The organism is Sphingomonas sp. H160509, from assembly GCF_024124765.2.
In the GTDB taxonomy this organism is placed as follows: Bacteria; Pseudomonadota; Alphaproteobacteria; order Sphingomonadales; family Sphingomonadaceae; genus Sphingomonas.
In genome coordinates, this window is record NZ_JAMXSR020000002.1 from 243500 (window position 1) to 270462 (window position 26963).

Annotated in this window: 30 protein-coding genes and 1 pseudogene; 20 read left to right on the forward strand and 11 right to left on the reverse strand. The window is 62.0% G+C overall.

All coding sequences use genetic code 11. The features are described from left to right. Positions 1-27: 27 nt before the first annotated feature. Positions 28-1149: pseudogene (locus tag NHF48_RS02845) on the reverse strand (IS3 family transposase). A gap of 44 nt (positions 1150-1193) precedes the next feature. Between NHF48_RS02845 and NHF48_RS02850 the strand changes: the two are divergent. The 7 genes from NHF48_RS02850 (at position 1194) to NHF48_RS02880 (ending at position 5978) form a co-directional block, all read left to right on the forward strand. Next, on the forward strand, positions 1194-1634 hold the full coding sequence (locus tag NHF48_RS02850) for a hypothetical protein (protein WP_263817011.1): 441 nt from the start codon (positions 1194-1196) through the stop codon (positions 1632-1634). Continuing rightward, positions 1631-2572, forward strand: a complete 942-nt coding sequence (locus NHF48_RS02855; RefSeq protein WP_253070158.1) for a PDR/VanB family oxidoreductase — start codon at positions 1631-1633, stop codon at positions 2570-2572. Before NHF48_RS02850 ends, NHF48_RS02855 begins: the two co-directional genes overlap by 4 nt. Before the next feature lie 165 nt (positions 2573-2737). Then, positions 2738-3244, forward strand: coding sequence for an EF-hand domain-containing protein (locus tag NHF48_RS02860; RefSeq protein WP_253070159.1), 507 nt, complete (start codon positions 2738-2740; stop codon positions 3242-3244). 38 nt (positions 3245-3282) lie between these two features. Then, positions 3283-3840 carry an RNA polymerase sigma factor gene (locus NHF48_RS02865; RefSeq protein WP_263816667.1) on the forward strand — a complete coding sequence of 186 codons (558 nt, stop codon included), beginning with the start codon at positions 3283-3285 and terminating at the stop codon, positions 3838-3840. Continuing rightward, on the forward strand, positions 3830-4027 hold the full coding sequence (locus tag NHF48_RS02870; protein ID WP_253070161.1) for a hypothetical protein: 198 nt from the start codon (positions 3830-3832) through the stop codon (positions 4025-4027). Before NHF48_RS02865 ends, NHF48_RS02870 begins: the two co-directional genes overlap by 11 nt. A gap of 303 nt (positions 4028-4330) precedes the next feature. Continuing rightward, complete coding sequence (locus NHF48_RS02875) at positions 4331-4666, forward strand: periplasmic heavy metal sensor (protein WP_253070162.1); 336 nt, start codon at positions 4331-4333, stop codon at positions 4664-4666. A gap of 424 nt (positions 4667-5090) precedes the next feature. Beyond that, positions 5091-5978 carry a cellulase family glycosylhydrolase gene (locus NHF48_RS02880; RefSeq protein ID WP_253072317.1) on the forward strand — a complete coding sequence of 296 codons (888 nt, stop codon included), beginning with the start codon at positions 5091-5093 and terminating at the stop codon, positions 5976-5978. Between the two features lie 37 nt (positions 5979-6015). Here NHF48_RS02880 and NHF48_RS02885 read toward each other — a convergent pair whose 3' ends face one another. The 4 genes from NHF48_RS02885 to NHF48_RS02900 all read right to left on the reverse strand — a co-directional run bounded on the left by NHF48_RS02885 (position 6016) and on the right by NHF48_RS02900 (position 9190). Beyond that, a complete protein-coding gene (locus NHF48_RS02885) occupies positions 6016-6267 on the reverse strand; it encodes a GCG_CRPN prefix-to-repeats domain-containing protein (RefSeq protein ID WP_253070163.1) in 252 nt (83 codons plus the stop codon). A gap of 99 nt (positions 6268-6366) precedes the next feature. Beyond that, positions 6367-7239, reverse strand: a complete 873-nt coding sequence (locus NHF48_RS02890; RefSeq protein WP_342454551.1) for a formylglycine-generating enzyme family protein — start codon at positions 7237-7239, stop codon at positions 6367-6369. A gap of 59 nt (positions 7240-7298) precedes the next feature. After that, positions 7299-8816, reverse strand: a complete 1518-nt coding sequence (locus tag NHF48_RS02895; protein ID WP_253070164.1) for a sulfatase family protein — start codon at positions 8814-8816, stop codon at positions 7299-7301. Between the two features lie 59 nt (positions 8817-8875). Continuing rightward, a complete protein-coding gene (locus NHF48_RS02900; protein WP_253070165.1) occupies positions 8876-9190 on the reverse strand; it encodes a hypothetical protein in 315 nt (104 codons plus the stop codon). Positions 9191-9483: 293 nt separating this feature from the next. Here NHF48_RS02900 and istA point away from each other — a divergent pair, with 293 nt between their 5' ends. Together istA and istB are read left to right on the forward strand one after the other, a co-directional pair. After that, positions 9484-10971 carry an IS21 family transposase gene (gene istA, locus NHF48_RS02905; RefSeq protein ID WP_253070166.1) on the forward strand — a complete coding sequence of 496 codons (1488 nt, stop codon included), beginning with the start codon at positions 9484-9486 and terminating at the stop codon, positions 10969-10971. Next, positions 10968-11819: an IS21-like element helper ATPase IstB gene (gene istB / locus NHF48_RS02910; protein WP_274705113.1), complete on the forward strand. Its 852-nt coding sequence runs from the start codon at positions 10968-10970 to the stop codon at positions 11817-11819. The genes istA and istB overlap by 4 nt, the downstream gene beginning before the upstream one ends. On the opposite strand, the gene NHF48_RS02915 is transcribed toward istB, so the two are convergent. Next, positions 11808-12725, reverse strand: a complete 918-nt coding sequence (locus NHF48_RS02915) for a hypothetical protein (RefSeq protein WP_253070167.1) — start codon at positions 12723-12725, stop codon at positions 11808-11810. The genes istB and NHF48_RS02915 overlap by 12 nt on opposite strands. Here NHF48_RS02915 and NHF48_RS02920 point away from each other — a divergent pair. The 6 genes from NHF48_RS02920 to NHF48_RS02945 all read left to right on the forward strand — a co-directional run bounded on the left by NHF48_RS02920 (position 12724) and on the right by NHF48_RS02945 (position 16475). Next, positions 12724-13182 carry a hypothetical protein gene (locus NHF48_RS02920; RefSeq protein ID WP_253070168.1) on the forward strand — a complete coding sequence of 153 codons (459 nt, stop codon included), beginning with the start codon at positions 12724-12726 and terminating at the stop codon, positions 13180-13182. The genes NHF48_RS02915 and NHF48_RS02920 overlap by 2 nt on opposite strands. 500 nt (positions 13183-13682) lie before the next feature. After that, positions 13683-13955: a PadR family transcriptional regulator gene (locus tag NHF48_RS02925; RefSeq protein WP_253070169.1), complete on the forward strand. Its 273-nt coding sequence runs from the start codon at positions 13683-13685 to the stop codon at positions 13953-13955. A 77-nt stretch (positions 13956-14032) separates the two neighbouring features. Continuing rightward, positions 14033-14590: a hypothetical protein gene (locus NHF48_RS02930; RefSeq protein WP_253070170.1), complete on the forward strand. Its 558-nt coding sequence runs from the start codon at positions 14033-14035 to the stop codon at positions 14588-14590. Between the two features lie 188 nt (positions 14591-14778). Next, complete coding sequence (locus NHF48_RS02935) at positions 14779-15171, forward strand: hypothetical protein (protein WP_253070171.1); 393 nt, start codon at positions 14779-14781, stop codon at positions 15169-15171. Between the two features lie 424 nt (positions 15172-15595). Continuing rightward, on the forward strand, positions 15596-15928 hold the full coding sequence (locus tag NHF48_RS25715; RefSeq protein ID WP_446741194.1) for an alpha/beta hydrolase family protein: 333 nt from the start codon (positions 15596-15598) through the stop codon (positions 15926-15928). Next, on the forward strand, positions 15882-16475 hold the full coding sequence (locus NHF48_RS02945; protein ID WP_263816671.1) for an alpha/beta fold hydrolase: 594 nt from the start codon (positions 15882-15884) through the stop codon (positions 16473-16475). Before NHF48_RS25715 ends, NHF48_RS02945 begins: the two co-directional genes overlap by 47 nt. 298 nt (positions 16476-16773) lie before the next feature. On the opposite strand, the gene NHF48_RS02950 is transcribed toward NHF48_RS02945, so the two are convergent. Together NHF48_RS02950 and NHF48_RS02955 are read right to left on the reverse strand one after the other, a co-directional pair. Continuing rightward, positions 16774-17688: a DUF6624 domain-containing protein gene (locus NHF48_RS02950; RefSeq protein ID WP_253070174.1), complete on the reverse strand. Its 915-nt coding sequence runs from the start codon at positions 17686-17688 to the stop codon at positions 16774-16776. Positions 17689-18073: 385 nt separating this feature from the next. Beyond that, positions 18074-19288 carry a helix-turn-helix transcriptional regulator gene (locus tag NHF48_RS02955; protein WP_253070175.1) on the reverse strand — a complete coding sequence of 405 codons (1215 nt, stop codon included), beginning with the start codon at positions 19286-19288 and terminating at the stop codon, positions 18074-18076. 277 nt (positions 19289-19565) lie between these two features. Here NHF48_RS02955 and NHF48_RS02960 point away from each other — a divergent pair, with 277 nt between their 5' ends. Further along, on the forward strand, positions 19566-20054 hold the full coding sequence (locus tag NHF48_RS02960) for a MarR family winged helix-turn-helix transcriptional regulator (RefSeq protein WP_253070176.1): 489 nt from the start codon (positions 19566-19568) through the stop codon (positions 20052-20054). 30 nt (positions 20055-20084) lie between these two features. Beyond that, entirely contained in the window at positions 20085-21398 is a 1314-nt protein-coding gene (locus tag NHF48_RS02965) for a S41 family peptidase (RefSeq protein WP_263817012.1), read from the forward strand. Positions 21399-21598: 200 nt separating this feature from the next. On the opposite strand, the gene NHF48_RS02970 is transcribed toward NHF48_RS02965, so the two are convergent. After that, complete coding sequence (locus tag NHF48_RS02970; RefSeq protein ID WP_253070079.1) at positions 21599-23029, reverse strand: IS1182 family transposase; 1431 nt, start codon at positions 23027-23029, stop codon at positions 21599-21601. Between the two features lie 244 nt (positions 23030-23273). Between NHF48_RS02970 and NHF48_RS02975 the strand changes: the two genes are divergently transcribed. Further along, the gene (locus NHF48_RS02975) at positions 23274-23600 is read left to right on the forward strand and encodes a hypothetical protein (RefSeq protein ID WP_253070178.1); all 327 of its coding nucleotides are present in this window, start codon (positions 23274-23276) and stop codon (positions 23598-23600) included. Between the two features lie 128 nt (positions 23601-23728). Here NHF48_RS02975 and NHF48_RS02980 read toward each other — a convergent pair whose 3' ends face one another. Both NHF48_RS02980 and NHF48_RS02985 read right to left on the reverse strand, forming a co-directional pair. Next, positions 23729-24829 carry an ATP-binding protein gene (locus tag NHF48_RS02980; protein ID WP_253070179.1) on the reverse strand — a complete coding sequence of 367 codons (1101 nt, stop codon included), beginning with the start codon at positions 24827-24829 and terminating at the stop codon, positions 23729-23731. Between the two features lie 150 nt (positions 24830-24979). Beyond that, a complete protein-coding gene (locus tag NHF48_RS02985; RefSeq protein ID WP_342454552.1) occupies positions 24980-25561 on the reverse strand; it encodes a TetR/AcrR family transcriptional regulator in 582 nt (193 codons plus the stop codon). 38 nt (positions 25562-25599) lie between these two features. Between NHF48_RS02985 and NHF48_RS24250 the strand changes: the two genes are divergently transcribed. After that, a complete protein-coding gene (locus NHF48_RS24250) occupies positions 25600-26670 on the forward strand; it encodes a DUF1349 domain-containing protein (protein WP_274705114.1) in 1071 nt (356 codons plus the stop codon). Then, a complete protein-coding gene (locus NHF48_RS24255) occupies positions 26612-26839 on the forward strand; it encodes a DapH/DapD/GlmU-related protein (RefSeq protein ID WP_342454553.1) in 228 nt (75 codons plus the stop codon). The genes NHF48_RS24250 and NHF48_RS24255 overlap by 59 nt, the downstream gene beginning before the upstream one ends. The last annotated feature ends 124 nt before the right edge of the window (positions 26840-26963 follow it).

A 26963-nucleotide genomic window follows, 5' to 3' on the forward strand; every position in this document is an offset into this window, starting at 1 on the left:
GGACGACCAGTGACCTGCTCCCCGTTTTCAGGCCGCTGATAACTTAGCTTCGGTGTCCATATGCCCCTGGCGGGGGCGGTTCGTAAACTCGGCGGGAGCCATCCCGCCAAGACTGCTGTGCGGACGCACGGTGTTGTAGTCCGTCCGCCATGCCTCGATGATCCGTCTCGCCGCAGCCAGCGAGGGGAACAGGTGTTCGTTCAGGCACTCGTCGCGCAAGCGACCATTGAACGATTCCACAAAGCCATTCTGCTGCGGCTTCCCCGGGGCGATGTAGTGCCACTCGACCCCGGTGTCCTGACACCAGGCGAGGACGGCATGACTGGTCAGCTCGGTGCCGTTGTCGCTGACCACCATGCACGGCAGCCCGCGACGCTCGGCGATGGCGCTCAGCTCGCGAACGACCCGCCGACCCCGACAGCGAGGTGTCGACGATGCATCCCAGGCATTCCCGGCTGTAGTCGTCGATGACGTTGAGCATGCGGAACCGCCGGCCGCAGGCCAACGAGTCCGATACGAAGTCGAGCGACCAGCGCTGGTTGGGTTCTTGCGGGATCGCCATCGGCGCCCGCGTGCCCAGTGCGCGCTTGCGACCGCCACGCTTGCGCACCGTCAGTCGCTCCTCGCGATACAGCCGATACACCTTCTTCAGGTTCATGCCCTTGCCCTCCCGCTTGAGCAGGATCGCCAGCCGTCGATAGCCGAAGCGACGACGTTCGTTCGCGATCTCGCGCATCCGTTCGCGGACAGCATCGTCCTTCCCGCGAAGCGGCTCATATTGCCACGCCGACCGGTTGACCCCGATCAGCCTGCAGGCGCGACGCTCGGAGAAGCTGTGGTCGGCCATCAGCTTCTCCACCGCAGCGTAGCGATCTCCAGACCGGGTCAGTTTTTTCCCAGCAGATCCTTCAGCGCCGACACGTCGAGCATCGACTCCGCCAGCAGCTTCTTCAGCCATCGGTTCTCGTCCTCCAGCGTCCGCAACCGCGCCGCCTCCGACACGGTCATGCCGCCATACTTCGCCTTCCAGTTGTAGAACGTCGCGTCGCTGATCCCGTGCTTCCGGCACAGCTCGGCGGTCTTCACGCCAGCCTCATGCTCGCGCAGGACCCCAATGATCTGCTCTTCGGTAAATCGGCCTCGCCGCATCACTCGTCTCCATCTGACGAGCTAACTTACCAATGGCATGAATTCTGGGGAGCAGGTCACCAGGTACGGTAGATCGTTGGCAGGTTGTGTACTTTCAGGCACCGTCAACGGTCGTCGGGCAGGTCGGTGTCGCAGTTGCCGGAAGCGGCGCTCCCGAGGGCGATAAATCGCAGGGCGTCGAAGGCGCTTTTCTCGCCGCTATCGCGCCCGCTACCGACACGACCTGTCATTATTTCTGGAATTTCGTCCGCAAGTTCCGCCGTGAGGATGCGGACCTGACCCGTGCCCTCAACATCGCACACGTGAACGGCGGAACGGGCGTCTACGACCAGGACCATGTCGTGCTGGAAGCGCAGCAGAAAGCGATCACCGCTAACCCGCGCACGCCGTTTTATAATCTTAACATCGATGCAGGTGCGCTGTGGGCACGCAAGGCCATCGATCGCATGTGTGCACACGAGAACGCGAGGGGCTCGGCGTCTTGAGCACGAAGCTTGACTGGGAGTCCGCCAAGCTAGTCGATATTGCCGATCTGACGCCGGACATTCGCCTGTTCACGATCAAACGCGAAGGCCGCTTCGTAGCCCCTTCTCCCGGCAGCCATATCAACATCATCGTCCTGATCGACGGCCGCCCTGTTACCCGGAGCTATTCGGTCGTTGGCACGTGCCGGGACGGGCTATACCGCATCGCGGTCAAACGGTTGGCGGACGGCCGGGGTGGCTCGCGCTACATGTGGAGCCTCGAGCCTGGTGCCAATCTTCAGCTGTCGCAGCCCGCTAATCATTTCGATCTTGGCTTCGCTGCACCCGAATATGTGTTGGTCGCCGGCGGCATTGGTATCACCCCGATCTATGGAATGGCGCTGACGCTGGCCGCGACGAATGTTCCTGTCAAAGTGCTATACGCCGCGAGGACACAAGCTGATCTCGCGTTCGCAACGGATCTGCGCGCGCATCTCGGAACTCGGCTGGAAACGTTCGTTGCAGAGGAGAACGAACGGATCGATCTGAACGCCGTTATCTCCAGGATGCAACCCGACGGCGAACTGTATATCTGCGGCCCGATCGCGTTGCTGGAGGATGCGAAATTGCTGTGGCGGTCGTACGGTCGACCTATCGAGCAGCTGCGTTTCGAGACGTTCGGTAATAGTGGACGCTTCGCTGCTACGGCATTCCGTGTCGAGATCCCGCGGCTCGACCTAGCGATCAACGTCGCTGCCGATGAATCGCTGCTCGATGCGCTGGAACGCAGCGGCGTCCCGATGATTGCATATTGCCGTCGTGGGGAATGCGGATTGTGCGTCCTGCCAATTCTCAAAATTGACGGGCGTCTTGATCACCGTGATGTTTTTTTAGTGAAGAACAGAAGGCGTCGAATGACCTACTGTGCACTTGTGTCTCTCGCGTTGACGGGGAAGTAGTGACGTTGGATGTGCCTGATCGCCGTCGTCAGAGCTAATACATCAAGCCTGATCCACATGGATTACGCTGAAGGCTGCACCGCCTTTTTCGTTCGCACAACCGACGGAAACAGATCAGCCTGACGTTGAACCGGACAACACAGGTTCAATCGGGATAGGCAGCTCATGATCATGATCGATCGGCGGATCGCAGCGTTGGCGTTGATGGTCGCTGGCACTCTTCCCACAGCGGCGTGCGCAAAGCAGCCTGGCGGCGATCACGCGCAATCAACCGTCGCCAACAATGCCCAGACTACCAATCCCGCCAGCTTGGGCGCTGCGCAGTCATCGAACCGGCGCGATAACGCCGTAGGTTGGAGCCTTCAGCAGTTCCAGCAGCGTCGCGAACGCAAAGTGATGGCAGCAGATACCAGCCACGACGGCCGGGTCAGCCGAGCCGAATTCGTCGCAGCAATGACTAACGGCAAGGGCGCCCCCGCCAAGCGGTTCACGCGTCTCGACCGCAACGGCGACGGGTCCGTGGATCGACCGGAGATCGATAGGGCCGCCAGCAAGCGCTTCCACCGGCTGGACATCAATGGCGACGGTCGGCTGACCCGTGAGGAACGCAAGGCTGGGCACGCCTCGGCCACCAATCGTGGCGCCGGTCCAGCCGACGACGCCGGCGAATGACATCGGGTAAGGAATCATGCCGGTAAGGTGCGCCCAGTTTGGACAACCCCGATCCCGATGTTGCCTTGCTGTCACGCCTCTCACGCGGCGATCCGACAGCGGCGCGCTTGCTCGTCACGGGCAAGCTCCCGCGCATCGTCGGTTTGGCGAACCGCATGCTGCGCGATACCGCCGAAGCGGAGGACGTCGCTCAGGAGGCGTTCGTTCGGGTCTGGCGGCAAGCCAGCAGCTGGCAGCCGGGGCGTGCGCGGTTCGATACCTGGCTGCACACAGTCGTGCTCAATCTTTGCCGCGATCGGTTGCGTCGTCGGCGCGAGATCACGAGCGATGCGGTCGTCGACCTGGCCGACCCTGCGCCCGATGCCGAGGCTGCGCTTGTCGCGGCAGAACGCGATGGGGTTGTGGCAGCAGCGATCGCAGCGCTACCGGAACGTCAACGAGAGGCCATATTGCTCGTTCATTATCAGGATCTGACGGGCGCAGCCGCAGCCGAAGCGCTGGGGGTCAGCGTCGAGGCGCTGGAATCCTTGCTGGCGCGCGGTCGACGGACCTTGCGCGCACAGCTTTCGCAGAAAGGAGCGAACGGTGACATCTGAGCCTTTCAGCCTGGAGCGTTTTCAAGCGCTGGCCGATGCTTACGGCGGTGTGATCGCACGGTGGCCGGATGACGAGAAGGATGACGCGTTGCGCGTGTCCAGAACGCCAGAGGGGGAGAACTATCCTCGCCGACGCACTGAACCTCGACGAGGCACTCGACGGCTGGCGGGTACCGGTCCCCAGTAAAATACTCGCGGCCCGTGTCCTTGCGGGTGCGCCCAGAACCTCGATCGCGCGATCGGTCAAACTCTGGTGGACTGCGATCGGGATGACCGTGGCCCTGTCAGGCGCCACGGCCGGTATCGCTGCTACGACGATCCTTACACCCGCAAGTCAGGCGGACAGCATGACGGTATTCGGCGACCTTCCGACCGGGAGTGACAGCAATGGGTAGGATGCGCGTTCTTGTTGTCGCCTCGTTGCTGCTCAACCTGTTCCTCGCAGGGGGCACTTGTCGGCGGAACGGTCTGGCTGAAGGGTGGTCACCGCATGATTGCCGCGGGCGCGCTGCGCGTGATCGGTTCGGAACTGCCACGCGACGAGCGCCGTGCATTCCGTACCAACCTGCGTCAGGCCAGAGCGTCAGTGCGACCGCTCATCGTCGACAGCAACGCCGCCAAGGCGGCGGCCGCAAAACTGTTGAGTGAGCCGGTACCGAATGCTGTCGCGATCAAGGCGTCGCTTGCACGTGCTCGCGCGAACGACGCCCGGGTCCGTGCGATCGTCGAAGATCGCGCCGTGGATTTTGCCGCCACGCTCCCGCAGGCGGACCGGCACAGCATTGCGAATGCGTTGACTAGCAGAATACGCAAGCGCGATCGCTAACGCGGATGGGGACGGGGGGCGTCGCGACGGATTTGCTGTGACGCGCCGTTCAACGAGCAAAGAACCGAACAGAAGGTCACGCTCCGTTGAGAACAATTCTGATAACGCGTCTGATGACGACCGCTGCCCTCCTGTGCGTCTCCGCCTGCGGTAGCGGGGGTGGTGCGACGTCAGCACCTATTGCCGTTGTGCCGGGCGCAACGCCGACCCCATCGCCAGCACCTTCCCCCACGCCAACGCCAACACCTGCTCCCACGCCGGTCGCTGCACAGGCGGTCGGCGTGTCCGGGCTTCACCTCACCCTCAACGGTCAAACCTGGATGCCGCGGAGCGTCGTGATCCGCGGCTTTGTCGCTACGCCCTCGTATTTGAAGGCCAATCTGCCGGGAACATACACGGGAACGGTGAACTACGGGGGGCCGAACTGGCCGCAGCGACCGCGTTCGGCGCCGACACCCTTCGCTTCCAGGTCAGTCAGCCGTCGCTCGATCCGCAATCGCCACTCTACGATGCCGCCTATACTGCCAGCGTCAACGCCGCGATCAAGCAGGCTCGCGCTGCCGGGTTCGTCGTCATGATCTCGATGCAGGATGAGACGAACAGCGGCGAGACGGGGTTCAACCCTTTTGCCACCGCCGAGACGGTGCGCGACTGGGACGCGCTCAACGCGACCTTTGGTGCGGACCGTGGCGTGCTGTATGAGCTGTACAACGAGCCGCGACCGGCCAAGAGCGCCGCGAACTGGGCGCTATGGGCCAATGGCGGCACCAATGCTGCCGGCGCGAGCGATCCCGTTGCGGTCGGCATGCAGCCGCTGCTCGACCATCTGCGTGCAGCCGGCAGCCAGAATGTCATGGTCCTCGACGGGCTGGGGATCGGTCGCACGCTCGACGGCGTGCCGACGATCAACGATCCGCTCGGCCGTGTCGTCTACGCGGTCCATCCCTATCAGCGTGAAAGTGACGACGAAAGCAAATGGGATGTCGATTTCGGCATTCCCAGCACCAAGATGCCGGTTTGGGCCGATGAATGGTCCGCCGGGTTCGGCGCTGATATCGGCCTTGGCAATCTGACCAGCTATCGGGTCGCGGTCGACCTGCTGAACTACCTGCGCGACCACGCGATTCCGCTCGGCGGGGGGTGCGTTCGACGTGCCAGGGGTGATGACCCAGACGGTGCCGGGATGGGTACCAACCAATTACGAGGGATCGACGCCTGCCAATCCGAGGGGCAATTCGGGGCAGCTGGTCCACACGCTGTTCACGACAAATTACGGTCGGCCGCTTACCGCAGCGGACGGGTTGTGACGTAGAGCCAGGGCACCGCGGGTGCCCCGGCCAATCACTCACTCAGCGGTAGCGCCACCCGCCATGCCAGCGGGAACGGTGCCCCCAATAGCGGCCGCCATGCCAATAACCGCGGCCAGGGTAGAACACGCCGATTACCGGACCGCGCCGCCCATACCCAGGCCCGCGATTGGGAATGCAGTGCCCATAGCCACCGCGGTGAAAGCCCCGTCCGCAGCCCTGGGCAGCGTCGGCGGTCGACGCAACACCGAGCGTCGTTGTGGCGGCCAGAGCCGCCAGAATAAGCATCTTCATGATAACCTCTCATTTTGCTTACGCATCCGGATTTGAGCCGGACTATCGTTCAACGTTACCGGCAGCGGTTTCCGTCGCAGCTCGTTTCGCCCGCGCGACCTAATCACCGCTTGGCATGTCTCGAGCACAGCGAAAGCCGATATGCCCGGTACTGCTCTCAGGGGTGCTACTGCTACGGGCCGCGACACGGTAGCGATTGCAATAGGATGGGTGGCACAGATGCGAGCCGCCCCGCAGGACCCGACGCTCGCCACTGGCGGGACCGTGTGGATTGTCCCGCGATGCAAAGAGATGGTGCGCAGGATCGAACCAGTCGGCGCACCAGTCCCAGACGTTGCCCGCCATGCCGTAAACGCCGTAGCCGTTGGCCGGGAACTCGCGCACCGGCCCCGTGCCGGGCGGTAGGGCACCGGCTCGTCGATTTGGGAACGGTCCATCCCAGATCCGACAGCGCGGATCGCCGTCGGGCATCAATGCATTGCCCCAGGGATAGAGCTGTTGGTCGAGCCCCCCGCGTGCCGCGCATTCCCATTCCGCTTCGGTCGGCAGACGCTTGCCGGCCCAGCCGGCATAGGCGAGCGCATCATGCCACGAGACATGGACGACCGGGTGATCGCCGTGGTTGTCTATGCCGCTCTTGGGGCCATAGGGTTGGCGCCAGTCGGCACCGTCGATTGCAGCCCACCACGGCGCTTGCTCCACGACCAGATCGCCAGATCGCGTCTCGCCTACGAACACGAAGGACCAGCCCAGATGCTCGGCATCGGTGACATGGCCGGTCGCCTCGACGAAAAGCGCAAAAGATGCGTTGGTCACGGCGGTCGCATCGATCAAGAAGGGGCGGAGCCGTACGGCACGAACCGGTCCCTCCCCCATCGTCGGGGAAGCCAAGCGGATCGTCCGAGCCCATCCGGAACACGCCCCCCGGAATCTCGACCATCGGGTCAGTCGCGGTGGAGCAAGTCCCGACATGCAGCGACTGCGTGCGTGGTGCCTGGCTCGAGTGGTCAGGAGGACAACAGCTCATGAGCTCAGGTGGGGAAGTCGGTGATATGCTTCACTGCGTCGTCCAGTGGAAAGGGGTCACCAGCTGAGATCAACCATGCCCCGATCTGTTTGTCGAAACCCGTCATCATCGCCTGGTGTGCCGGGTCACGGACCAGATTCTTCATCTGGAACGGGTCGGCGACGTTGTCGTAGAGGCACCAGCGACCGCTCTCGGCAACAGCGTAGGTATGGGTGTCGGTCCGCAAACCGCGATAGGTTGGCTGGTTGATGAACTGGTGACCCGGTCGGGTCTCCCGTGGCCCGCGCGCAGGGCTCTCGGACGCCGTCTCTCCTGCATCGCCATCCTCACCGTTTGCCGCGATACCATCACCTGCATGCGGCAACTGGTTCATCAGGAACACGGCTGGCGACGCCTTGAAGCTGCCACCGCGCATCACGGCCGACATGTCCCGTCCTGCACAGTGACGCGGGACTGGTAGGCCCGCCAGCGCGCATAGGGTCGGGTAGATGTCGATGGCAGCAAACAGTGTGTCGGACGTACCGCCTTTTGGCGTCACGCCGGGATAGCGGATGAAGAACGGAACCCGGCAGGATTCCTCGAAGGGCACCTGCTTTGCCATACGGCCCTGCGACCCCATCATATCGCCGTGGTCGGAGGTGTAGACGACGATCGTGTCTTCCGCCTGGCCGCTGGCCTCAAGTGCAGCGAGCAGCCGCCCGAACTCCGCATCGACGCTGGTGATCGCACCATAATAGCCCTGCATGGCCGTACGTAGCGGCTCGGCGCCGGTCAGAGGTCGTGCCTCACCGGCCGCGGACTTCCCTTGCAGGGGAAACGAGACGTTGGGTCGCAGCTTGAGCTGGTCGGGAGGGTAACGCTCAGCGTCCTGCGCGGGCGGGTTGTAAGGCGGATGCGGCGGGTTCCACGACACCATCAACATCCAGGGCTTGGTCGCGCCGTGCTGCTGCTCGATGAGCGTGATCGCCTGATCGGTCATCGTGGTGCAGTTCCAGCCGTCGGGCTGGATCCGGGCACCAGTATCGGGATCGTAGGTCCAGGAGCGGTAGTGCGCGTTGGTACGCGCCCAAACATGCCAGTCTTCGAACCCTTGGCGATCGGGACCAGCGGGTATGAACGCGTTCCCGCGACCCTGCAGATGCCATTTGCCAACATAGCCAGTGTGGTAGCCGGCATCGCGGAACACGCGGCCGAGCGAGATTTCGTTCGACGGCAGCGCGACGTTGTTGCGGGTCAGACCCGTCTGATACGGCCAGCGGCCACTCATCAGGATACCGCGATATGGCGTGCATAGCGGATAGTTGGAGACGCAGCGGTCCATCGAAAAGTTCGCGTGCCGGAAGGCGTCGAGGTTCGGGGCGGAGGCCTGGTTGAAAGGTTCGCCTGGCAGCGACGCGGCGCGGTGCTGATCGCTGAAAACGTAGAGAAGATTGGGCCGTCGTCGCACGCTCGCAGCACGCACACCGGTTGCAGCGACCGCGGCGACCGCAGCCGTCGCCTGAACGAAATCACGACGGTTCATGAGGGCCTCTCTACAGCAAAACGAAAGGCCGGGGCGGCAGGAGCCGCCCCGGCCGTGGCTCAGTAACCGCGGCGATTGTGCTTGCTGTTGTAGATATGCGCGCTGGCGCGGTTCTGACGGTTCTCCAGGCGCGCACGCTGGTTGCCGTTGAGGTGGCCATCATTGTTCGCGCGCATACGCGCTTCAGTGGCATTGATACGACCCTGCTGGCGCTCGTCGCGAACGGCCTCACCGGCAGTAAGGCGACCGCTGGCGACACCCTGATTAATGCGCGCCTGTTGACGTCCCTGACGCTGGTTGACGGTCTGTGCATCTGCGGCTCCGGCGAGCACCAACGCTGCAGTGAGGGCAGCGGTAAAACGTAGCTTCGACATCTCGTTCTCCTTGTGACTGCTCCTTCAACGGGAGGCTCGACAAATTCCGTCGCAGAAATTTCATAGTTCTACGACTGTCTGCTCTCTAGCGTAGTGAACGTCGGCAGCGGGTCGGCGGCTACACCATTTCGTGTAACCAGCGGGTTCCCCAACAATCACGGTGTTTTCAAGGGAGCTCGATTTCTGTGAAGGGCGGTGACAAACCAGGCCACAGGACCGCCGGCGCACTGCCGTCGGGGGCGGAGTAAAAATCCGGCCAGTTGGTAAGCTGCTCCCTTTGCGGAGCGGCGGAGATGTTTGTCGTGGAGAGCTACGCAGCGGTCAGGCGGTTTGTATTCGTCGAGGGCCATAGTCGCCGGGAAGCAGCGGAGGTGTTCGGACTGAACCGGGATACGGTCCGCAAGATGTGCCTGTATTCGGCACCGCCCGGATACCGCCGGACAAAGCCTCCGACCAAGCCGAAGCTCGGGGCGCTGCTACCGGTTGTCGACGCAATCCTGGCGGCCGACCGCGAGGCACCGCGCAAGCAGCAACACACGGCCAAACGGATCTTCGAGCGCCTGCGCGACGAGCATGGCTATACGGGCGGCTACACGATGGTGAAGGACCATGTGCGGCTGTGCAGGGCGCGCGGGCGCGAGACCTTCGTGCCGTTGGCGCACCCACCGGGGCATGCGCAGGTCGACTTTGGCGAGGCTGTCGCGGTCGTCGGCGGAGAGCGGATGAAGATCCACTATTTCTGCATGTCGCTCCCGCAGTCGGATGCCTGCTTCTTCAAGGCGTATCCGCGTGAGACGACCGAGGCGTTTCTCGACGGGCACGTGTCGGCATTTGCGTTCTTCGGAGGCGTGCCGCTCTCCATCCTCTACGACAACACGACCATCGCGGTGGCGAAGATCTGCGGCGACGGAACGCGCGAGCGCACGCGTGCCTTCACCGAGCTGGTCAGCCACTATTTGTTTCAGGACCGTTTCGCACGTCCGGCGCGGGGCAATGACAAAGGCAAGGTCGAAGGGCTGGTGAAGTTTGCGCGCAACAATTTCATGGTGCCTGTGCCGGCCGCTGCCAATTTCGATGTCCTGAACGCCAGGTTCGCGCAGTCCTGCCGCGCGCGGCAGAGCGAGCATGCCGGTCAGCACGCGCAGACCATCGCCGGGCGGCTGGTGGCCGACGTAGCAGCGTTGCGCCGTTTGCCGGCTGTGCCGCTGGAGCCATGTGAGAAGCGCGCCGGGCGCGTGTCGTCGACCGCGCTGGTGCGCTACCGGACCAACGACTATTCGGTGCCGACCGCGTACGGTTTCCGCGACGTGGTCGTGAAGGGGTTCGTCGACGAGGTCGTCATCCTCTGCGCGGGTGAGGAAATCGCCCGGCACACGCGTTGCTACGGCGAAGGCGTATTCGTCTCCAATCCGCTGCACTATCTGGCGCTTATCGAGACCAAACCCGGCGCACTCGACCAGGCAGCGGCCCTTCGGGACTGGAACCTGCCGGACATCTTCCAGCATCTGCGGCACCTGCTCGAGGCCCGGATGGGGAACAAGGGCAAACGCGAGTTCATCCAGGTGCTGCGGCTGCTCGAAGCCATGCCGCTTCCTATCGTCACAAACGCGGTAACCGAGGCCATCCAGTTGGGCGCTCCCGGTTTTGACGCGGTCAAACTCATCGCGCTGGCGCGTATCGAGCGCCGTCTGCCGCGCCTTGATCTGGCGGCGTATCCGCACGTGCCCAAGATGGACGTCAAGACGACGCGCGCGGCCGACTATGCGGTGCTGGCAGCATGACGGGCAAAGACGCTATGCCTGTGGGGACGATGGCCGGAACGCCACAGGTTCTGCTCGCCCATCATCTCAAGCAGCTCAAGCTGCCGACCATCCTGCGCGAATATGAAAAGGTCGCGCGCGAATGCGCGCAAGGCGGGGTCGACCACACCCGGTACCTGTTGCGGCTCATCGAGCTGGAGCTCATCGATCGCGAGCGCCGGACCATCGAGCGACGGATCCGCGCGGCCCGTTTTCCGGCGGTGAAGAGCTTCGACACGTTCGACTTCAACGCCATTCCCAGTCTGAACAAGATGATGGTGGTCGAGCTCGCACGGTCCGAATACATCATGCGCCGCGAGAACGTCATCGCGCTCGGCAACAGCGGTACGGGCAAGACGCACGTGGCCCTCGCACTCGGCCTGGCGGCTTGCCAGAAGGGCTTCACGGTCGCCTTCACTACCGCGGCCTCGCTGGTGAACCAGCTGATGGAGGCACGAGACGAGCGACGCCTGCTCAAGCTCCAGCGTGAGATGGCGGCGGTGAAGCTGCTCGTAGTCGACGAACTCGGCTACGTTCCGTTGTCCCCGACTGGCGCCGAACTGCTCTTCGAGGTGCTGTCGCAGCGTTACGAGCGCGGCTCGACCATCATCACCTCGAACCTGCCATTCGAAGACTGGACGCAAGTGCTCGCCTCCGAGCGTCTGACCGGCGCGCTGCTCGACCGGTTGACCCACCACGCCACCATCCTGACGATGAATGGCGACAGCTACCGTCTCAAGCAGTCTACCGGACGCCGACGCCGCGGGGCGGAGCAAAACCAGGCCAGCGTCCTGTCCGACCCGGACACCGGCAAGATACTATCGTCCTGACCGCCTTACCGAGAACGGCAACGATATGAAAAGGGCCCCGATCGGGGCCCTTTTCATATCGTCAGCACGGGCCTCAAGTGGCCTGCTTTTACTCCGCCCCGCTGGCCTACTTTTTGCTCCGCCGTTGACAGTCAGCCCCGTAGCATAGGCAAGCGTGGCACCGTCGAACGGATCGAACGCCAGACCGGCGATCCAGCCGCCAAACCCGCCCTTGTCGAGCCGGAGCCAGGGCACCGGCGAGAGATCGCGTGAACTCCGCTCCCGCAGGCTCGACCAGTGCGCGCCACTGTCGGACGACAGCCAGACGGTATCGCGATGGTTCCAGCGATCGACCGTCGACACCGCCAGCCGGCCGGGATGGAGCCGATCGAGGCTGAGCCCCATGTAGCCGCCCTCGGCCTCGTCACCGCGCGCAGGCGTGATGTTCGTCCATCCGCCCGACCTCGGGTCGAGCTTCCAGACCTCCCCTAGTGCGACCCCGTTCGGACCGATGTCGGAGCAGTAATCGATGTAGAGCATGCCCTGTTGGTCTACTGCCGCCTTGACGGGCAGCATGGTCGAGGCCGGACCTCCGGCGACGGCGCTCCAGCTTCGACCGGCGTCGGTCGAGCGGTACAGGTGTTGCACCGTTGCGTCTGCGACGCCGGCATACATGGCGCGCGACCGGCCAAGGGCAGTTTCGCCCGGCGGGCCGAAGACGACGAAGGAGACGCCGCCATGGGTGTGGTTCGCGGCGGGACGGCCAAACCCCTTCCACGGGAAGCTCTCGACCTTGTGCCACGTCCGGCCGCTGTCCTTACTGTCCCAAAGACCGTCGTGCCGCGATCCGAAGAACAGGTGCGTCCGCCGATCCGGATCGATCGCGAGGCGCTCGCCCAGACCGCGACCGTCCTCGTTGCCGCCCATGCTGAAGGGAACCGGCGTTATCTGCCAGGAAGCGCCGCGATCGGCGCTCCGCATGATCGCCGCAGGCTGGCCGGCAGTACATGCCTGCGGCGAGGTAAATGATGTCTGGGTCTACCGGGTCCGGCGCGATGCTTTCGACGCCCATGTAGCTGTTCTGCGCTTGGCCGTCCTGAAGCGCAATCCAGCGCTGCGTAAGGGCATCCCAGCGATAGGCGCCACCCACATCGGTGCGCAAATATGCAAGGTTCCTTTCAGCGACGCTGAACACGATGGCGGGCGAGAACCCGCCGCCACCAATCACGACATTGTTCCATTGGTACGGCAGTTGGGAGGGAACAGGCAAAGTGGGAGCGGCAGCGAGCGAAGCCGCCGCGAGTCCAAGAAGCCGGATAACAAGTCTCACGCGGTCACCCTCTCCGATGTGACCATGTTAGCGAAGCAGGATCGGAACGGATAGTCGAGTCGTCTCACATATCGGCCTAGCCCCGCCAGAAACGCTACACTTGGTTCAGGTGCTGATTCGTGGTTCGAAAACAACTGTGAACTGGTTCGTATCGTCGGATTAACGTCCGTCCGTTTTTGGGCGCGGTACGATCGATCACGAACGGCCGTATGTGGGTCTACCCGGAAGCCGGAGGGCAGCGCGTGTTTCGTCAGCTATCGATCATCCATTAGGTGCTTCCCTGTCCCAACTTCGGCAGTTTGTTCTTTTCGCTTCATAATGGCAGAGCGCGATCAAGTTCAGCCATTTGAACGGATCAAATTGGTTGATCCACGTCGTTACCGCATCGCGCATAGTTTGGCGCTGTGAGACATGCGCGTTCGCTGGCCGCCAGCAGGCAGGCACCACCGTCGGAACGGCGGATAGCAGGTCCATACTGCCTGCTCGGCAGTTGACAGATAACTCTACTTAGGTTGAGTAGGAGCATGGGCCGTAATCGTCGACCATCGAAGCAAATGCTGATCTTGTTGGAAGCGCTGGCGGCGCATACGCAGCAGTGGCGCCACGGCTACGATCTGATGAAAGAAACGGGGCTTCTGTCTGGAACGCTGTACCCGCTACTGATCCGCATGACCGACCAGGGGCTTGTCGAGGCCGAATGGCGCGAACCGGAACAACCCGGCCGTCCTGCTCGACATGCGTACCGTTTGACGAATGCTGGAGTGGCATTTGCGCGGACGGCAACATTCGCCGGCCCAATGACCTTCACCAAGTCCGCGTTCGCGTGACAGCAGCTGTGTCGCGGGCTTTGCTGGCATTGGCCAGTCGGTCTCTCGGCTCGAATCGCCGAACCTGGGCGATGGCCATGGAAGCGGAGTTCGAAGCCGCGGTCGAGGATCGGCGTCCATTCCTGTTCGCTCTCGGCTGTCTGTTTACGGCGTGGCGCGAGATCGGGAAGCACAGCGAAGGGCGCCTGATCCTTGCGAACTACGCGCTTGCCCTAGGGTTACTCATCCCGGTGGCAGCTCTGCAATTCCAGCAGGCAATCGGCTTCCTGTCCTTAGCAGAGGGTCCGCCTTTTGGCATCCCAAGCGCCGGCGACGGACCGAATCTCTATCTGATTTGGTCTCAGAACAGCGCCATCCCGATCTTGCTGGTCACGTGGCTTCTGCTCGGTATAGCGCACCTTTGTCTTGCGTGGATGCTCGTGGAGGGGGATTGGCCGCGCATCGTGAAGTGCGGCACGCTGATCGGAGCGGCAACGATTACGCTGTCGCTATTCATGGGCGTATTGATGCTCGATTTGTCATCCTTGAGGGCGCAAGTCGCGGAGCTGGCGATCGAATTTGTGGCGGTAGTATCTATTTCGCGGTGGCATATGCGAGTTCTTGCAGGCGCCTCGCGCGATTTGCTTGCCTGGTAGCTTGTAGGCCCCGCAACGACCCACGCGACTGGCTGAGCCTCTGAAGACCTACTTGACTGATAAATCTACATATGTTGTGGTGTGTCTCGCACAAGGAGCGTGAGGCCCAAAGTGGAGGGGCGACGAATTGCCGAGGCCGTGTACGGGCCGAGAGGAAAGAGCGTCCGACACGCAAAGGGGAAGCGAAGATGAGACGTGTAATTAGCATAGGTGTCGTTGCAACCGGTACTGTATTGCTTGTTGCTTTATTTCTTTATCTTCGTAAGCCTGTTGTTGATGCCAGCGCGAACGGCTTGTTCGCAAACGACTTCTGCGGCACGATAAAGCTCGTCGACGGCGAGATGCTGCTGAACAATCGGCAAACCATATCATACATTGTCGGTAGAGATGCAGAGGGGCCGTACATCCTCCCACGCTTTGACGTCGGCGCCGTATCCGATCAGGGGCTCGACGTGGACGGAACGCGCTCGGTGCGCAAGCTGCGGCTCGACAGGCTACCTTCAGCGACAAAGCTTACGCTTCATGAGGGTTTGACACCCTATGTCTTTAAAAGGCTGGCGTCTGTTAATTCGCATGAATGATCTGGTCCCAACCAACATAGTTTGACTCTTAAATCTACATATGTTCCGATAGCGCGGAGCGAGGGCTGCCGAATGCCACCAGCGGTAGTTCGGCAGCGAACGGTGGAAAGACTTCGGCATGGCATACCGGCGTGCTGCACAGTGAGGAGGTGGAGCAACGATGAAAGCCATGACTGATATGTTCTGGGTGTCCCCCATACGGCTATTAACAGCCCTGCTTTTGCTTCCCGCGACAGCCATCGTGGGCGGCATAGACGCCCAGTCACAGGCAGCTGTCGGCAAACCTTCACCGAACCGCCTTGGCTTGGCTGTGCCCGGGCCGATGGCCATCAATGTTCGCATTTCATCCGAACCGGACGTTGTTCTGGCGGGAACGCTGTACCTCCCGGCAGGCCACGGGAAAGGTCCCTATCCCTTGGCCGTGATGATTCAGGGGAATGGACCCAATAAACGTGGCGGCTTCTCCGAGCTAATCAAGCGACTTTCGGCCGACGGTATAGCTGCTCTGGAATATGACAAGCGCGGGGTCGGGCAGTCGACCGGCACCTGTGAGGAGGATCCCGAGCGGCTGACCGCAGACGCTGCCGCCGCTGTTGCGGCGATGCGCCATCGCGCAGATATCGCTGGCAGCCGCATTGCATTGGTCGGCCATAGCGGGGGGCGGTGTAATCGCGCCCGCGGCGGCGGCTGCCGATCCAAACATTGCGGCCGTGGTGACGCTCGCGGGCAATGTTGGCGACGGGCTGCCTTACGTTAGGAAGGGGCTTTACAGGCAGATGATGAAGATGGTTGTCGGCGGCCGTGACACCCTCGTCGGCCCGGCGGCGGATGCGGCTATGACTTTGCTCCAGGCTCGCGTGGACAGCAGAGATGCGACTACGATCTCACGCCTTCGCGCAAACGCTATCGACCGGTTCGAGGCAGCGGGGTTCCCGCGGGCGCAGGCGGAACAAGCGCTCACGATGATCGACGTTCCAGATGCCTGGAAAGGGAGCAAATTACGCTCGGCCTCTGATCTCAAGGCTCTGCATATACCCGTTCTAGCGGTCTACGGGACCAAGGATACGGTGGTGGATGACGCACCTGCGGCACGTGCCGCTTTGGCGAGCAACCACCTCGCTCGAGTTGTGATGCTGGACGGACTCGGGCACTCGTTCCAGGAAGGCGCAGTCACAGGCGCGCCGGATGAGGCGTCGAAGTTAGGCCCGTACCTCGGATCACCTCGCGTTGTGGCAGTCGTTGGCGACTGGCTTCGAGATGCGCTGTCGTCGAAAAGTCCCAGGGGGATGGGAAAAGCGCGATAACGCGCACCTTCTCGCCGCTCGACGACTAATCGCCTGCTGCTTCTGGGCGCCGGTTCTCAGCCTTTTAAGGGCGCTTGACGGCGCTAAATCGCCATCCGCTCTACACGAACGATCATCGGCTATTGTGCCTATTCTGACTCGAACAGCAGGCGGTTTGCTTTCCTATCCCATTGCGACAGTCGCGAGCGGATAACCGGGTGTTAAAATCTGTCATTCGTAAAGATGAACCAGCGTCGGAAGTTGGGAAGCGAAGGAAGAGGCGTTAGCGTCCGTTTGGGGGTCTTCCCGGGGGTTAGACCTAGGCGGGTGGGCACGGTCCGTACAAAGTATCGATTTGGGCGGCGTTTTGCTTGAGCGACCCGAGTTTTGCCTTCGCGCGCAAAGCGTCAGTGACCGCATTAGTGTTCGCCAGTGGTAGCGGCACGCGGTTGCCGCGGTTGCAGGACCATTGCGTACCGTATCGCTGTTTACCGGAGAGCTTGAGCTCGACGCGGTCCGTTAACATCGCAAAGTTGCGCGGATCAATCTCGTCTTCAGAGGCCAGCGGTGCCATGAGACGCAAGGCAGTCAGCTGGAAGGCTGGATTGGCATCCGCGTGTTGGACAAGCAGCCAAGCCGCGCTGGATGCGTCGTCACCCACCTTTGAACGCGTTGGCCAGCCTTCATGAGCCACCTTGGTCGAAAGCCATGCCGTATTACCTTGATCGCGGTCGTCTAGGGCACGCAGAAGAATGCCTTCGTACACGATCCGTTCGAGCGACGAATAAGCTGCAGTTTGCCCCTCATGACGCTGGCTTTCGACCCATGCGAAACGCAAGGTCTGCTCGCCAAGTGGTCGGGTGCGCAGTTGCTCGGCATAGTTGCCTTGATCGATCACCTGCTGCTCTTGAAGCGCAGTCGCACGAATAATGCCGAGTGCATATGGCCGGACGCGATCGAGCGCAGCGGAAAACGCTGGCCATGTCACATCCGCTGGTATGGGGAGCTGTACGAACTGACGGCACGGTGCAGGCCGCGTATAGACGTCCTTACCAGGATCAAAACTTTGGCCCATCGTGGCCAGCAGGCCTTTCATCGCCGTACGCGACTGGTTCTCACACTTTTCATTCCACTCCAAAGCAGCGATGAATACCTGCTTGTCCACAGCTGTCGCATCAGCAAACCGCCCGCGTAACCATCGGTAGTCGCCGGGTTCGACGATGTCGTTGTGCAAGAAAGAGGTGAGGGCGGTTGGGACACCGGGGACACTCTGCGGCTGAGTCCTCGCACTGGCGGAAGCCGATCCGAGGAGTATGGCACTCAAACCCAGTTGGAATGCCCGCACCGATATTCTCCGTCAGCATCAAGTGATTGATGCGACGGGCCGCTTGAAAAGACAACAGCGGCAATGATGTTCGATCTCAGTTCCGGCGTGCCCTCGGAAGGTAGCTCCGCTGGGTTCTCCGACTTATACTATCCAGCTAGCAAATCCCTTTCGAAACCGGTCTTTGACCGATTAACGAATGATCCAATCTGAAAAGCTTAAACAAGGCTGCGAATTTCTGGAATTGGGGCTCGCACTCCAAGCCGTGGCCGTGCGCGTGTAGCAATTCCCTGTCTTAGGAGATTGAGCGAAGTCTCGAGGCAGTTGAAAGACGCAACCGCTTCTCGGCGCGTGAGCGGTTGCATCTCATGAGGTAAGCTTGTCGGTCTGCCACTTGTAAGATCAGGGGAGGGGGTGTGCTCGGCGGCGCGATGAACCCTCCGGCCATTCTTCCATTCGCGTCTAGGAAAGCAGACATCAATACTCCACCGTTGGCGAAGACCAGATTGTAGACGTCGTCTCCCATTCTACCCTTTCCTTTGTAAGTGACCGATCTCAACTCGCCCATGGATTTGAACATAGGTTGTGACATCGGCATATCGCTCCGCACCAAATCACCGAATTTGGGGGCAAGTTTGTCGTAATCTGGCGAGCCACTCGCCAGGCCAGCAACAAGGTGCCTCACTGCAGCCTCAGTGCCAGGTGATGGCATCTCTGCAGAAGGGATGCGGTTGCCTGGTTGCATTATGCCGCCCGCCATTCTGCCCTCGGAATCGAGCGCGGCCGACATCAGCACCTGACCGTTGGTGAAGACGAGGTTGTAGATGTCATCATTCTTCATGCCGCGTGAGCGAAACGTCACAGATCTCAGCTCTCCGAGGGCCTTGAACATGGGGTGTGTCATGGGGAGATCGCGTTGAACGACCTTAGCGAACCCAGGCGAAAGTTTTCCGTAATCGGGTGAGCCGCTCGCGAGGCCGGCGACAAGCTGACGCAGCATAGCTTCGGTGCCTGGGCTTGGTGCTGCGTTCGATGATGTTGCTAGCGCCGCATCGGCAACGGCGGGTGGAATTGCATGTTGGCCGCCAGTGCCAGGGGCCTGGAGCCAGAGGGTAAGGGCGGCTGCCGAGACTAAAATCATAAGGAACGCTCCTGAAATCACGTAGATGGAGGGTCGCCGCTCACCTCGCGTGGTCAACAGGTGCGGAATGGCGGCAGCGACATCCTCAACGATCGCGTTGGTTCCCGAAAGTCCGGACGTTTGGGGTACTAGTCGGTTGACCTCTTCGGCTGCTTCCACCAGCTTTGCCGCCTCAAGCGAGGACGTCACGCCCAGCGTGGCACGCGCCATCTTAAGACGCTTTTCGACAGCGTGAGGAGAGACGCCAAGATCCAGCGCCATCTCCTTGGCCGTCTGATGACCCAGACAACGCTTCAAGCATTCCCGCTCACCTATCGTAAGGCGCAGGATCGCGGCCTGCATGCTGTCGTCTATCTCGTCTTTCTTCATGCCAGCCATGGTAGCGCTTAAGGAGAAAGTACCAACTATGCCGTCTGGTACCGCTCTAGTACTCCGATTGGGTACCAACCCGTTCCGGCGGCGTTCCGAGTCCGCATTTTGGCGAGATCGATTAGCTGATCGGCATTCGAGAGCCGATGATAGGTCGGTGTCGTGCTGCAAAACCAACCGTTCCGATAAACCTGGGCAGTCGTAGCTCTCCGTGTTGATAAACGGAGCCTAAGGTACGTAACTTGACACGTAACCTGTTACCGAACATCCTTTGAAGATGGCCGACTTTATCGAGTCACATGGAAGCGCATTCCTAGCGCATCGACTGCGCCGCTCGTCGGATCGTATCGTCGATCAGATAAGCGGTGTTCTTCTCCAGCTAGGCCTCGACGTCCCACCGCGCGGCGCTTCAATGCTGTTGCTGATCGTTGAGCACCAACAGATCGGGGTAGTAGAAATCGCGCGACGCCTGCGATTGTCTCACCCGCTTATCGTTCGCATGGCACGGGAGTTCGAAGAGCGCGGCTTGGTCGAAGTCAACGCTGATCCGTCCGATGGCCGGCGACGGGTCTTAAGCCCGACGGACAAGGCACGTTACGAGGCTGCCGCGCTCAGCGCTTTCAACGCGGACCTCAACGCCCTGTTTGATGGCCTGTTTGCGGACATCGACGCTTCTCTGATCTCAGTTCTCGATCGCTTTGACGCCCAGCTTGATGCGTCATCGATCCCAATGCGCCTCGTCGCTCTCAAGTTGACCAAGGAGTAATCGATGTCCCCCCGTCGCCATGCCCTCGTGATGCTCCTCCCTCTGTTAGCTTTGACCGTGCCACCGTCTGCCGGCGCTCAAACGGCTACGGCTTCGGCCACGCCTGCACGGACTTCGAACCTCGACGCGGCCGCTCGCACAGCTATTGTGGCACAACTGGCGGCCGAGTTGCGCAGCCGATACGTATACCCCGAAGTTGGCGAGCGGGGCGCCACCGCGATTACCGCCGCCGCAACGTCGGGCGCCTACGATCGGATTGTGGATCTGCCCGCACTCGCCACGCGACTGACCGAGGACCTCCGCGGCGTCATGGCCGACAAACATCTGATGGTGTTCGATACATCCAACCGGCCAGCGCCGGGCGTCGCATCGATGCCATCCGGCGAGGCCGGGATCGTCCGCGCTGATCGGCTGCCCGGCGGGATCGGCTACCTCCAGATCGATGGGTTCGCTAATCCCTGGGCGTTCAAACCCGCGCTCGACCGCGCGATGGCGGGGTTGAAAGGCAGTCGCGCCTTGATCCTCGACGTGCGCGGCAACGGTGGCGGCGATCCCGCGTCGGTAAGCTACCTGGTCAGCTATCTCGTGCCTGCGGGCAAGCGAACCGAGATCAACAGGATTGTCGAGCGTAAAACAGCGACCACCGAGTTCAAGCGCGATTCCTTCTTCAGCGAGCCGACCCCGGTCAGCTTCGCCGGTGTGCCTGCCTATGTCCTTACGAGCGGCAATACCTTTTCGGGCGGCGAGGAGCTCGCCTACGACATGCAGACGCTGAAGCTTGGCACCGTTGTCGGAGAGGTGACCGGTGGCGGCGCGAACCCCGGGGAGCGTGTTTCCATTGGACACGGTGTCATGGCGTTTATCCCGACTGGTCGCGCGGAGAGCCCCGTTACCGGATCAAACTGGGAAGGACGTGGCGTCCAGCCCGATCTCAAGATCCCCGCCGCGGATGCATTCGCCACGACGCTGCGCCGCCTAGGCCAAATGCCTGCTGCCGCCACGATCGAGGCGGCGTCCCCCGTCTCGGTCTTCGCGCCGCGGACTGTAGCGCTCAAGGGCGGGGAGGCGATGCTGCGCCGCCTCTTTGCCGGCCGTGCTGCGTCCGAGCCTGATTACACGTTGATGAAACCGGACGCCTCAGAGGCAGGCCGCGCAGCGCTTGCGGCCACGCACCGCCGCTTGCAACCACTCGGCATTCCGCAGGCCATCCGCTTTCGACGGCCCGATGGGTTCGGGTTCGACGAGTTTACGCTCGTCTATCCCGATCGCACCCTTCTCATCGGAATCATGCTCGACTCAGACGGCAAGTTTATTGACCTCATCGGCCCTGATCCCAGCAAGTGAGTTTCGCGCTGTGCCTTTTCTCAAAAGGGAAGCGCAGACCGTGCGAGAACTCGCCGTCACATGAGCACGGACGTCTTTTGTTAAACGGTGGAGCTGGGCGCAAATATTTTTGAGTTACTGCCGTGGTGGCGCTCTGGTGGCGCTGTGGTGGCTTCAAGGGGAAGCCATTGAGCGCTGCGCAGCAGATTTGGCGAGCTTGATCAGGCCTGTACGGCCCTGATCAACCCCGGCACGCCGATGAGGGTAATGGCTCTTCTTAGATTGTAGGCGAGCGCGGTCAGACTGAACTCGGCGCGAACCTTCTCCAGCCCGCGCATCAGGAATGCGCCCTGGTTCATCCATTGCTTGATCGAGCCGAACGGGTGTTCGACCGTCTCGCGGCGAACGGCAAGAATATCAGGGCGCGCAACCAAGCGCGCCGCCATGCGGTCCAGCACCGCCTCGTTTTCCCAACGGTTGATGCGCCGCCAGCGACTGCTGGTACAGTTCAACTTGATTGCGCAGTCCGAACAGGCGGCGGGGTTGGAATATTGGATGTTGGCGTGGCCGCGCGTCACCGCGCGATAGCTGATGTCGAGGGTCCGGCCACCCGGGCAGTGGTACGCGTCCGCCTCGGCATCGTAACGAAAGAGATCCTTAGAGAAACGGCCATTGGCGATGGCGCTGCCCCGTCTCGGCCGGGCGACGAAGGGTGTGATACCATTCGCCTCGCATGCTTCGATGTCCTCGCCTTTGTAATAACCCATGTCGGCGACCACATCGATCTGCTCGACGTCTAGCGCGTCTTTCGCCGCCCCAGCAGTGGGTGCCAGCAGACCCATGTCGGTGCCGGCGTTGGTAACGTGCTGCTCGACGATCAGCTTGTGTTTCGCATCCACCGCTACCTGCGCGTTGTAGCCGACCGTGGTCTTTCGACCCGTGACCATCGCGCGCGCATCGGGGTCGGTTAGCGATATCTGGCTCTCGCCGCTGGCGTTCAGCTCGTGCAGCATCGCCTCCTGGGCCTGACGCCGCTCGCGCACCCTGGCGATCTTCGCGGCCAGTGCCCCGCTGCGGCCAGGCGCATGGCCATCCTCGCCGCGGTCGATGGCGTCCATCTCGGCAATATACCCCTCAAGCCGCTCGTCGGCCGCGGCAATATACCTGGCCAGCTTGTCACGGGAGAAGTTGCGTGCCGGGTTGTTCACCGCCTTCAGCCGCGTGCCGTCCACCGCCAGCAGCTCGCGCCCGAACAGGTCGAGCTTGCGGCATAGGACGACGAAGGCGCGGAACACTGCCTTGAAGGCGCTCCGGTTGTCGCGCCGAAAGTCAGCGATGGTCTTGTAGTCTGGCCGAAGCCCACGCAGCAGCCAGATCAGCTCGAGGTTGCGTGCCGCCTCGGCTTCCAGCCGTCGGCTCGACCGCACCCGGTTGAGATAGCCGTACAGGTACAGCTTGAGCATGTCGCCCGGGTCATAGCCTGGGCGCCCCGTCGCCTTCGGCCGCGACCGATGAAAACCGGCCTCGCCCAGATCGAGGTCATCAACGAACGCGTCTATGAACCGAACCGGACTATCCGCTGCCACATAATCCTCTACCGATGCCGGCAGCAGCAGCGCCTGGTCGCGCGCATGACCCTCGATATATGCCATGATTACAGCATACGCCCGTCAGCAACCTTGTGGAATCACCCAGCGAGTTTTCGCACGGTCTGGAAGCGATGATTGGGAATGGAGGGGTGGATTGCGAACGACATAGACCACTGCTTTTCCCCCGCCAGCCATGTTGTTGTCCAAATAATGTGAAAATTGAACCGGCACGGTCGCCATTGGAGCGGCCGATAAGTATTACCTTGGCAGGAGATGAAGCTGTGCTCGTACGGAATGCTTCATGGTAATGGCCGCAGCTGTGGCTGCCTTTTTTGCAGCGTCTGGTGCTCAGACTACCATCACGCCGCGGATGGCCGAATTCGATCTTGAGAAGGTTCATCATAAAGAAGCGACATGCGCAGACCGCAGCCCGGCCGATGAAATAATAGTTTGCGCTCCCAAGAACATGAACATCTGGATTTCTGACGCGGATAAGGCAAAATTTGCCCCGAAGCCGCTACGCGGTGAGTTCACCGGGCCGCTTAACGCAGAAACGAAGCTTCATGTCATTCAAAGTCAAAACCCTGCAGTTGTAACACCCGCTGCGGTCGTAACCCTTAAGTGGCGCTTCTAGCCCTTTTTGCCCCCCGCTTTTACGTGAACGAACGACCGGTTTCAGTACAATGGGAAGAGGCTGTCAGTGTCTGCTCGTGGGTCTGATCGGAAGCAGGGGCAATTACTTCCGCCCCGTGACTGACGTGCTTAGCTAAGCTCCCTTAGTGGCTTGGGCCCCCATCTAGCAGCAAGCATCGCTTGCAAAAGATCAACGTAGCTCCAGCCCTTGGCGCGGGCGGCGATCGCGGAGAGGCAATCTTGATCTTCGCGCCCCGGGCGGCCCGGCCCCGTCATGTTGGGCTTCATGTTGAGGTCGAACAATTTAAACAGACCATCACGATCGGCCCGGCAATCGATCCGGATCGCGGTGCGGGCGTCGACCAGCGCGGCTGCCGTTACGCAGCTGTCGATCATCGCCACGATGGCTAGTTCGAGTAGCCGCTCGGGAGCGATTGCGACGCTGTTGGCGGTGACCGGAACGTCGCCGTTATACGGTGCTACTCCGCCGCGCTGATCGAAGCGGTACACGGGTGGCAACGCCCAGTGCGTCGGTGCACGCGAACCGTCCGGACGCGGGGACGCGGGCGGCATGACGGTGACCGTCATCTCGTCACCATCGAGAAACTCCTCCACCATCAGCATGTCGCCGAAGGTGGCGGCTTCGATCAACGTAGTCGCGGCATCGCGCAGGTCGCCGAGGCTTTCCACCAGGGTGACGCCTTGGCTGCCACGTCCGCGCACCGGCTTGACGATCATCGGCAAGGACATGTCGCGGGACGCGCAAGCGTGCTCGACATCGGCCAGTGCGCAGACGTTCTCCTTCGCCGTGCCGGACAGCAGAAACGACCGCGCTACCGGCAGGCCAGCCTCGGCCAGGATTTGGTTGGTCTCGAACTTGTCGTCGAACGCCTGCATTGCCGCGGGAAGCTGCCCGACGATGTCGAAATCGGCCATGGCCGTCTCGAGCGGATGTCCTTCGAACAGGACCGTGTTCGCCCACAGGACCGCTGCGCCGGCTTCGCCTGCGCTACGGATGCCCTCGGCCGTGTCCGGAAAGACCCAGTCGAGTGCCTTGGCAGGGTCTGGCGAGGAGGTGGGCGTGACCACATTCACCCCGGCCGTCCGCAAGGCGAAAGCAATGTCGGCGCCGCCATCTGAATATCCGCCCGGTTTTGCGTCCTTTCGTAGTCCGTCGATCAACGGTGGTGGAAGCGCTTGGTAGAGCAGGGCGACCGGCGCAATTTTCATGAATAATCTCCTACGCACCGCGCCTTAGCCTGGCGCGGCGCGCGCGTGAAAGGGCATAGATTGCGGTCATGCGGCAGTGATACCTCCTGCATCGGCTTGATCCTGACGGTGGCGCCATTTGCGCTGGGGTACCCTGATGGATCGGACCGGCTAACACCCGGCAATCCGCTCGACGATGGTCTTGATCGCATCGCGCTCGAGGGGGGCGCGATCGATTGAATTGTGGATGCCGATACCCTCGATCAGCGCGTCAAGCGCGCGCGCCGTGAGCGGGTCGAAGAAGCGGCCTAGGGCGCCTCTGCTGTTGTCCATCCAATTTTGCATGACCGCGCTGACCGGTGGGTGCCGGGCCGCGAAGGCATAGAGTTCGTAGCTCAACAACAGGGTGCGCGGGTCCGCCCAAATCTGGTTCGCGATGATGTCGATGACTGCCGTACACGCCGCTGTCCTGTCGGTCGCAGCGTCCAGGCGGGCGCGGAAGGCAGCCGAGGATTCCGCGGCCAGTTGCAGGAAGGCCGCCGTGAGCAGGTCCTCCAGCGTCGCGAAATAATAGGTTACCGAACCGAGCGGCACCTGTGCCGCCTCGGCGATGCGGCGATGGGTCGTTGCGGCGGTTCCATGATCCGCAACGACCACCAGAGTCGCATCGATAATGCGCTGCCGCCGTGCCGGATCGTTGCGCCGGGACTGTTGGGTCATCGCCTCTTTACCTCGATCTCGGTATGTGTACATATGTACATAACATCGCGAATGGTGGAAAGGCAGCGGTTATGACGGAGGATCGGGTGACCAGGCGGACGGTGATCGGTGGTGCTGCGGCGCTGACGATCGTGCGCAGTGCCGGCGTCGCAACGGCGCAAGGCTCGGGAACCTCAGCGCTTGGGCGCCGTGACGGTCGCTGGCTGAATGCGCCCAACTCCTGGAAGGTCGCACCCGGCGGAGACCTGACGCTTGTCACCGACAAGGGCAGCGATTTCTGGCGCGAGACACATTACGGCTTCACCCGGGACAGCGGTCATTTCCTCGGCTTCACCGCGCCTGCAGCGTTTACCGCCCAGTTGCGCATTCGCGGCCAGTATCAGAAACTCTACGATCAGGCCGGCATCATGGTGCGGGTCGACGAACGACGCTGGGTCAAGGCGGGGATCGAATTGTCCGACGGGCGCGCCATGCTGAGCAGCGTGCTGACCGACGGAAAGTCCGACTGGGCCACCGGCCCCTATGAGCATGGCGCGCAGGATTTCTGGATGCGGGCGACGGTCGCCAAGGGCGTTTTGCGGTTGCAGGTCTCGGCGGACGGCAATACGTGGCCGCTGGTCAGATTGGCTCCCTTTCCAATCGCCCCCCGCCTATCAGGTTGGACCGATGGCCTGCACGCCCGAGCGTGCCGGGCTGGACGTGCACTTTTCAGACCTGAGCATCACCGCCCCGTTGGGCAAGGACCTCCACGACCTGAGTTGACGGCGATGACACAGAAGGAGCGGATGCTGGCGGGCCAGCTCTACGTCGCCGACGATCCGGAACTCGTCGCGGACGCGGCGCGCGCCGCGGCGTGGCTCGACCGCTACAACCGCGCATCGACAGCTACCGGGGCGGAGCGTCATGCGCTTTTGGTAGAAGGGCTTGGTCACGCGGGGCTCGGTGCGACGATCCGACCGCAGTTTCACTGTGACTATGGCTATAACATTCATCTGGGCGAGGGGCGCGTTTCTCAATTTTGGATGCACGGTGCTCGACGTAGTGTCGGTGCAGATCGGTGCGGGCACGCAAGTCGGTCCGGGCGTGCAGATCCTCACCGCCGATCATCCGCGCGATCCGGTCCAGCGTGGCCGGATGCTTGAGTTCGGTCGGCCGGTCATCATCGGCCGCAATGTCTGGATAGGCGGTGGTGCGCTGATCCTGCCCGGCATCACCGTCGGCGACAATGCGATCGTCGGCGCAGGCAGTGTCGTGACGCGCGATGTTCGCGCTGGTGCGACCGTGGCGGGAAATCCTGCTCGCCTGAGATAGTGGCAGATCACTCAAATACGCCGGACTTCGGAGGGACATGAATGAATGTCCGAAGTTCGGAAGGTCGGAAGCGGCCGCGAACGTCCGGAACTGGGTCAGGTTAGATCGGCAGACAAAAAGGGGA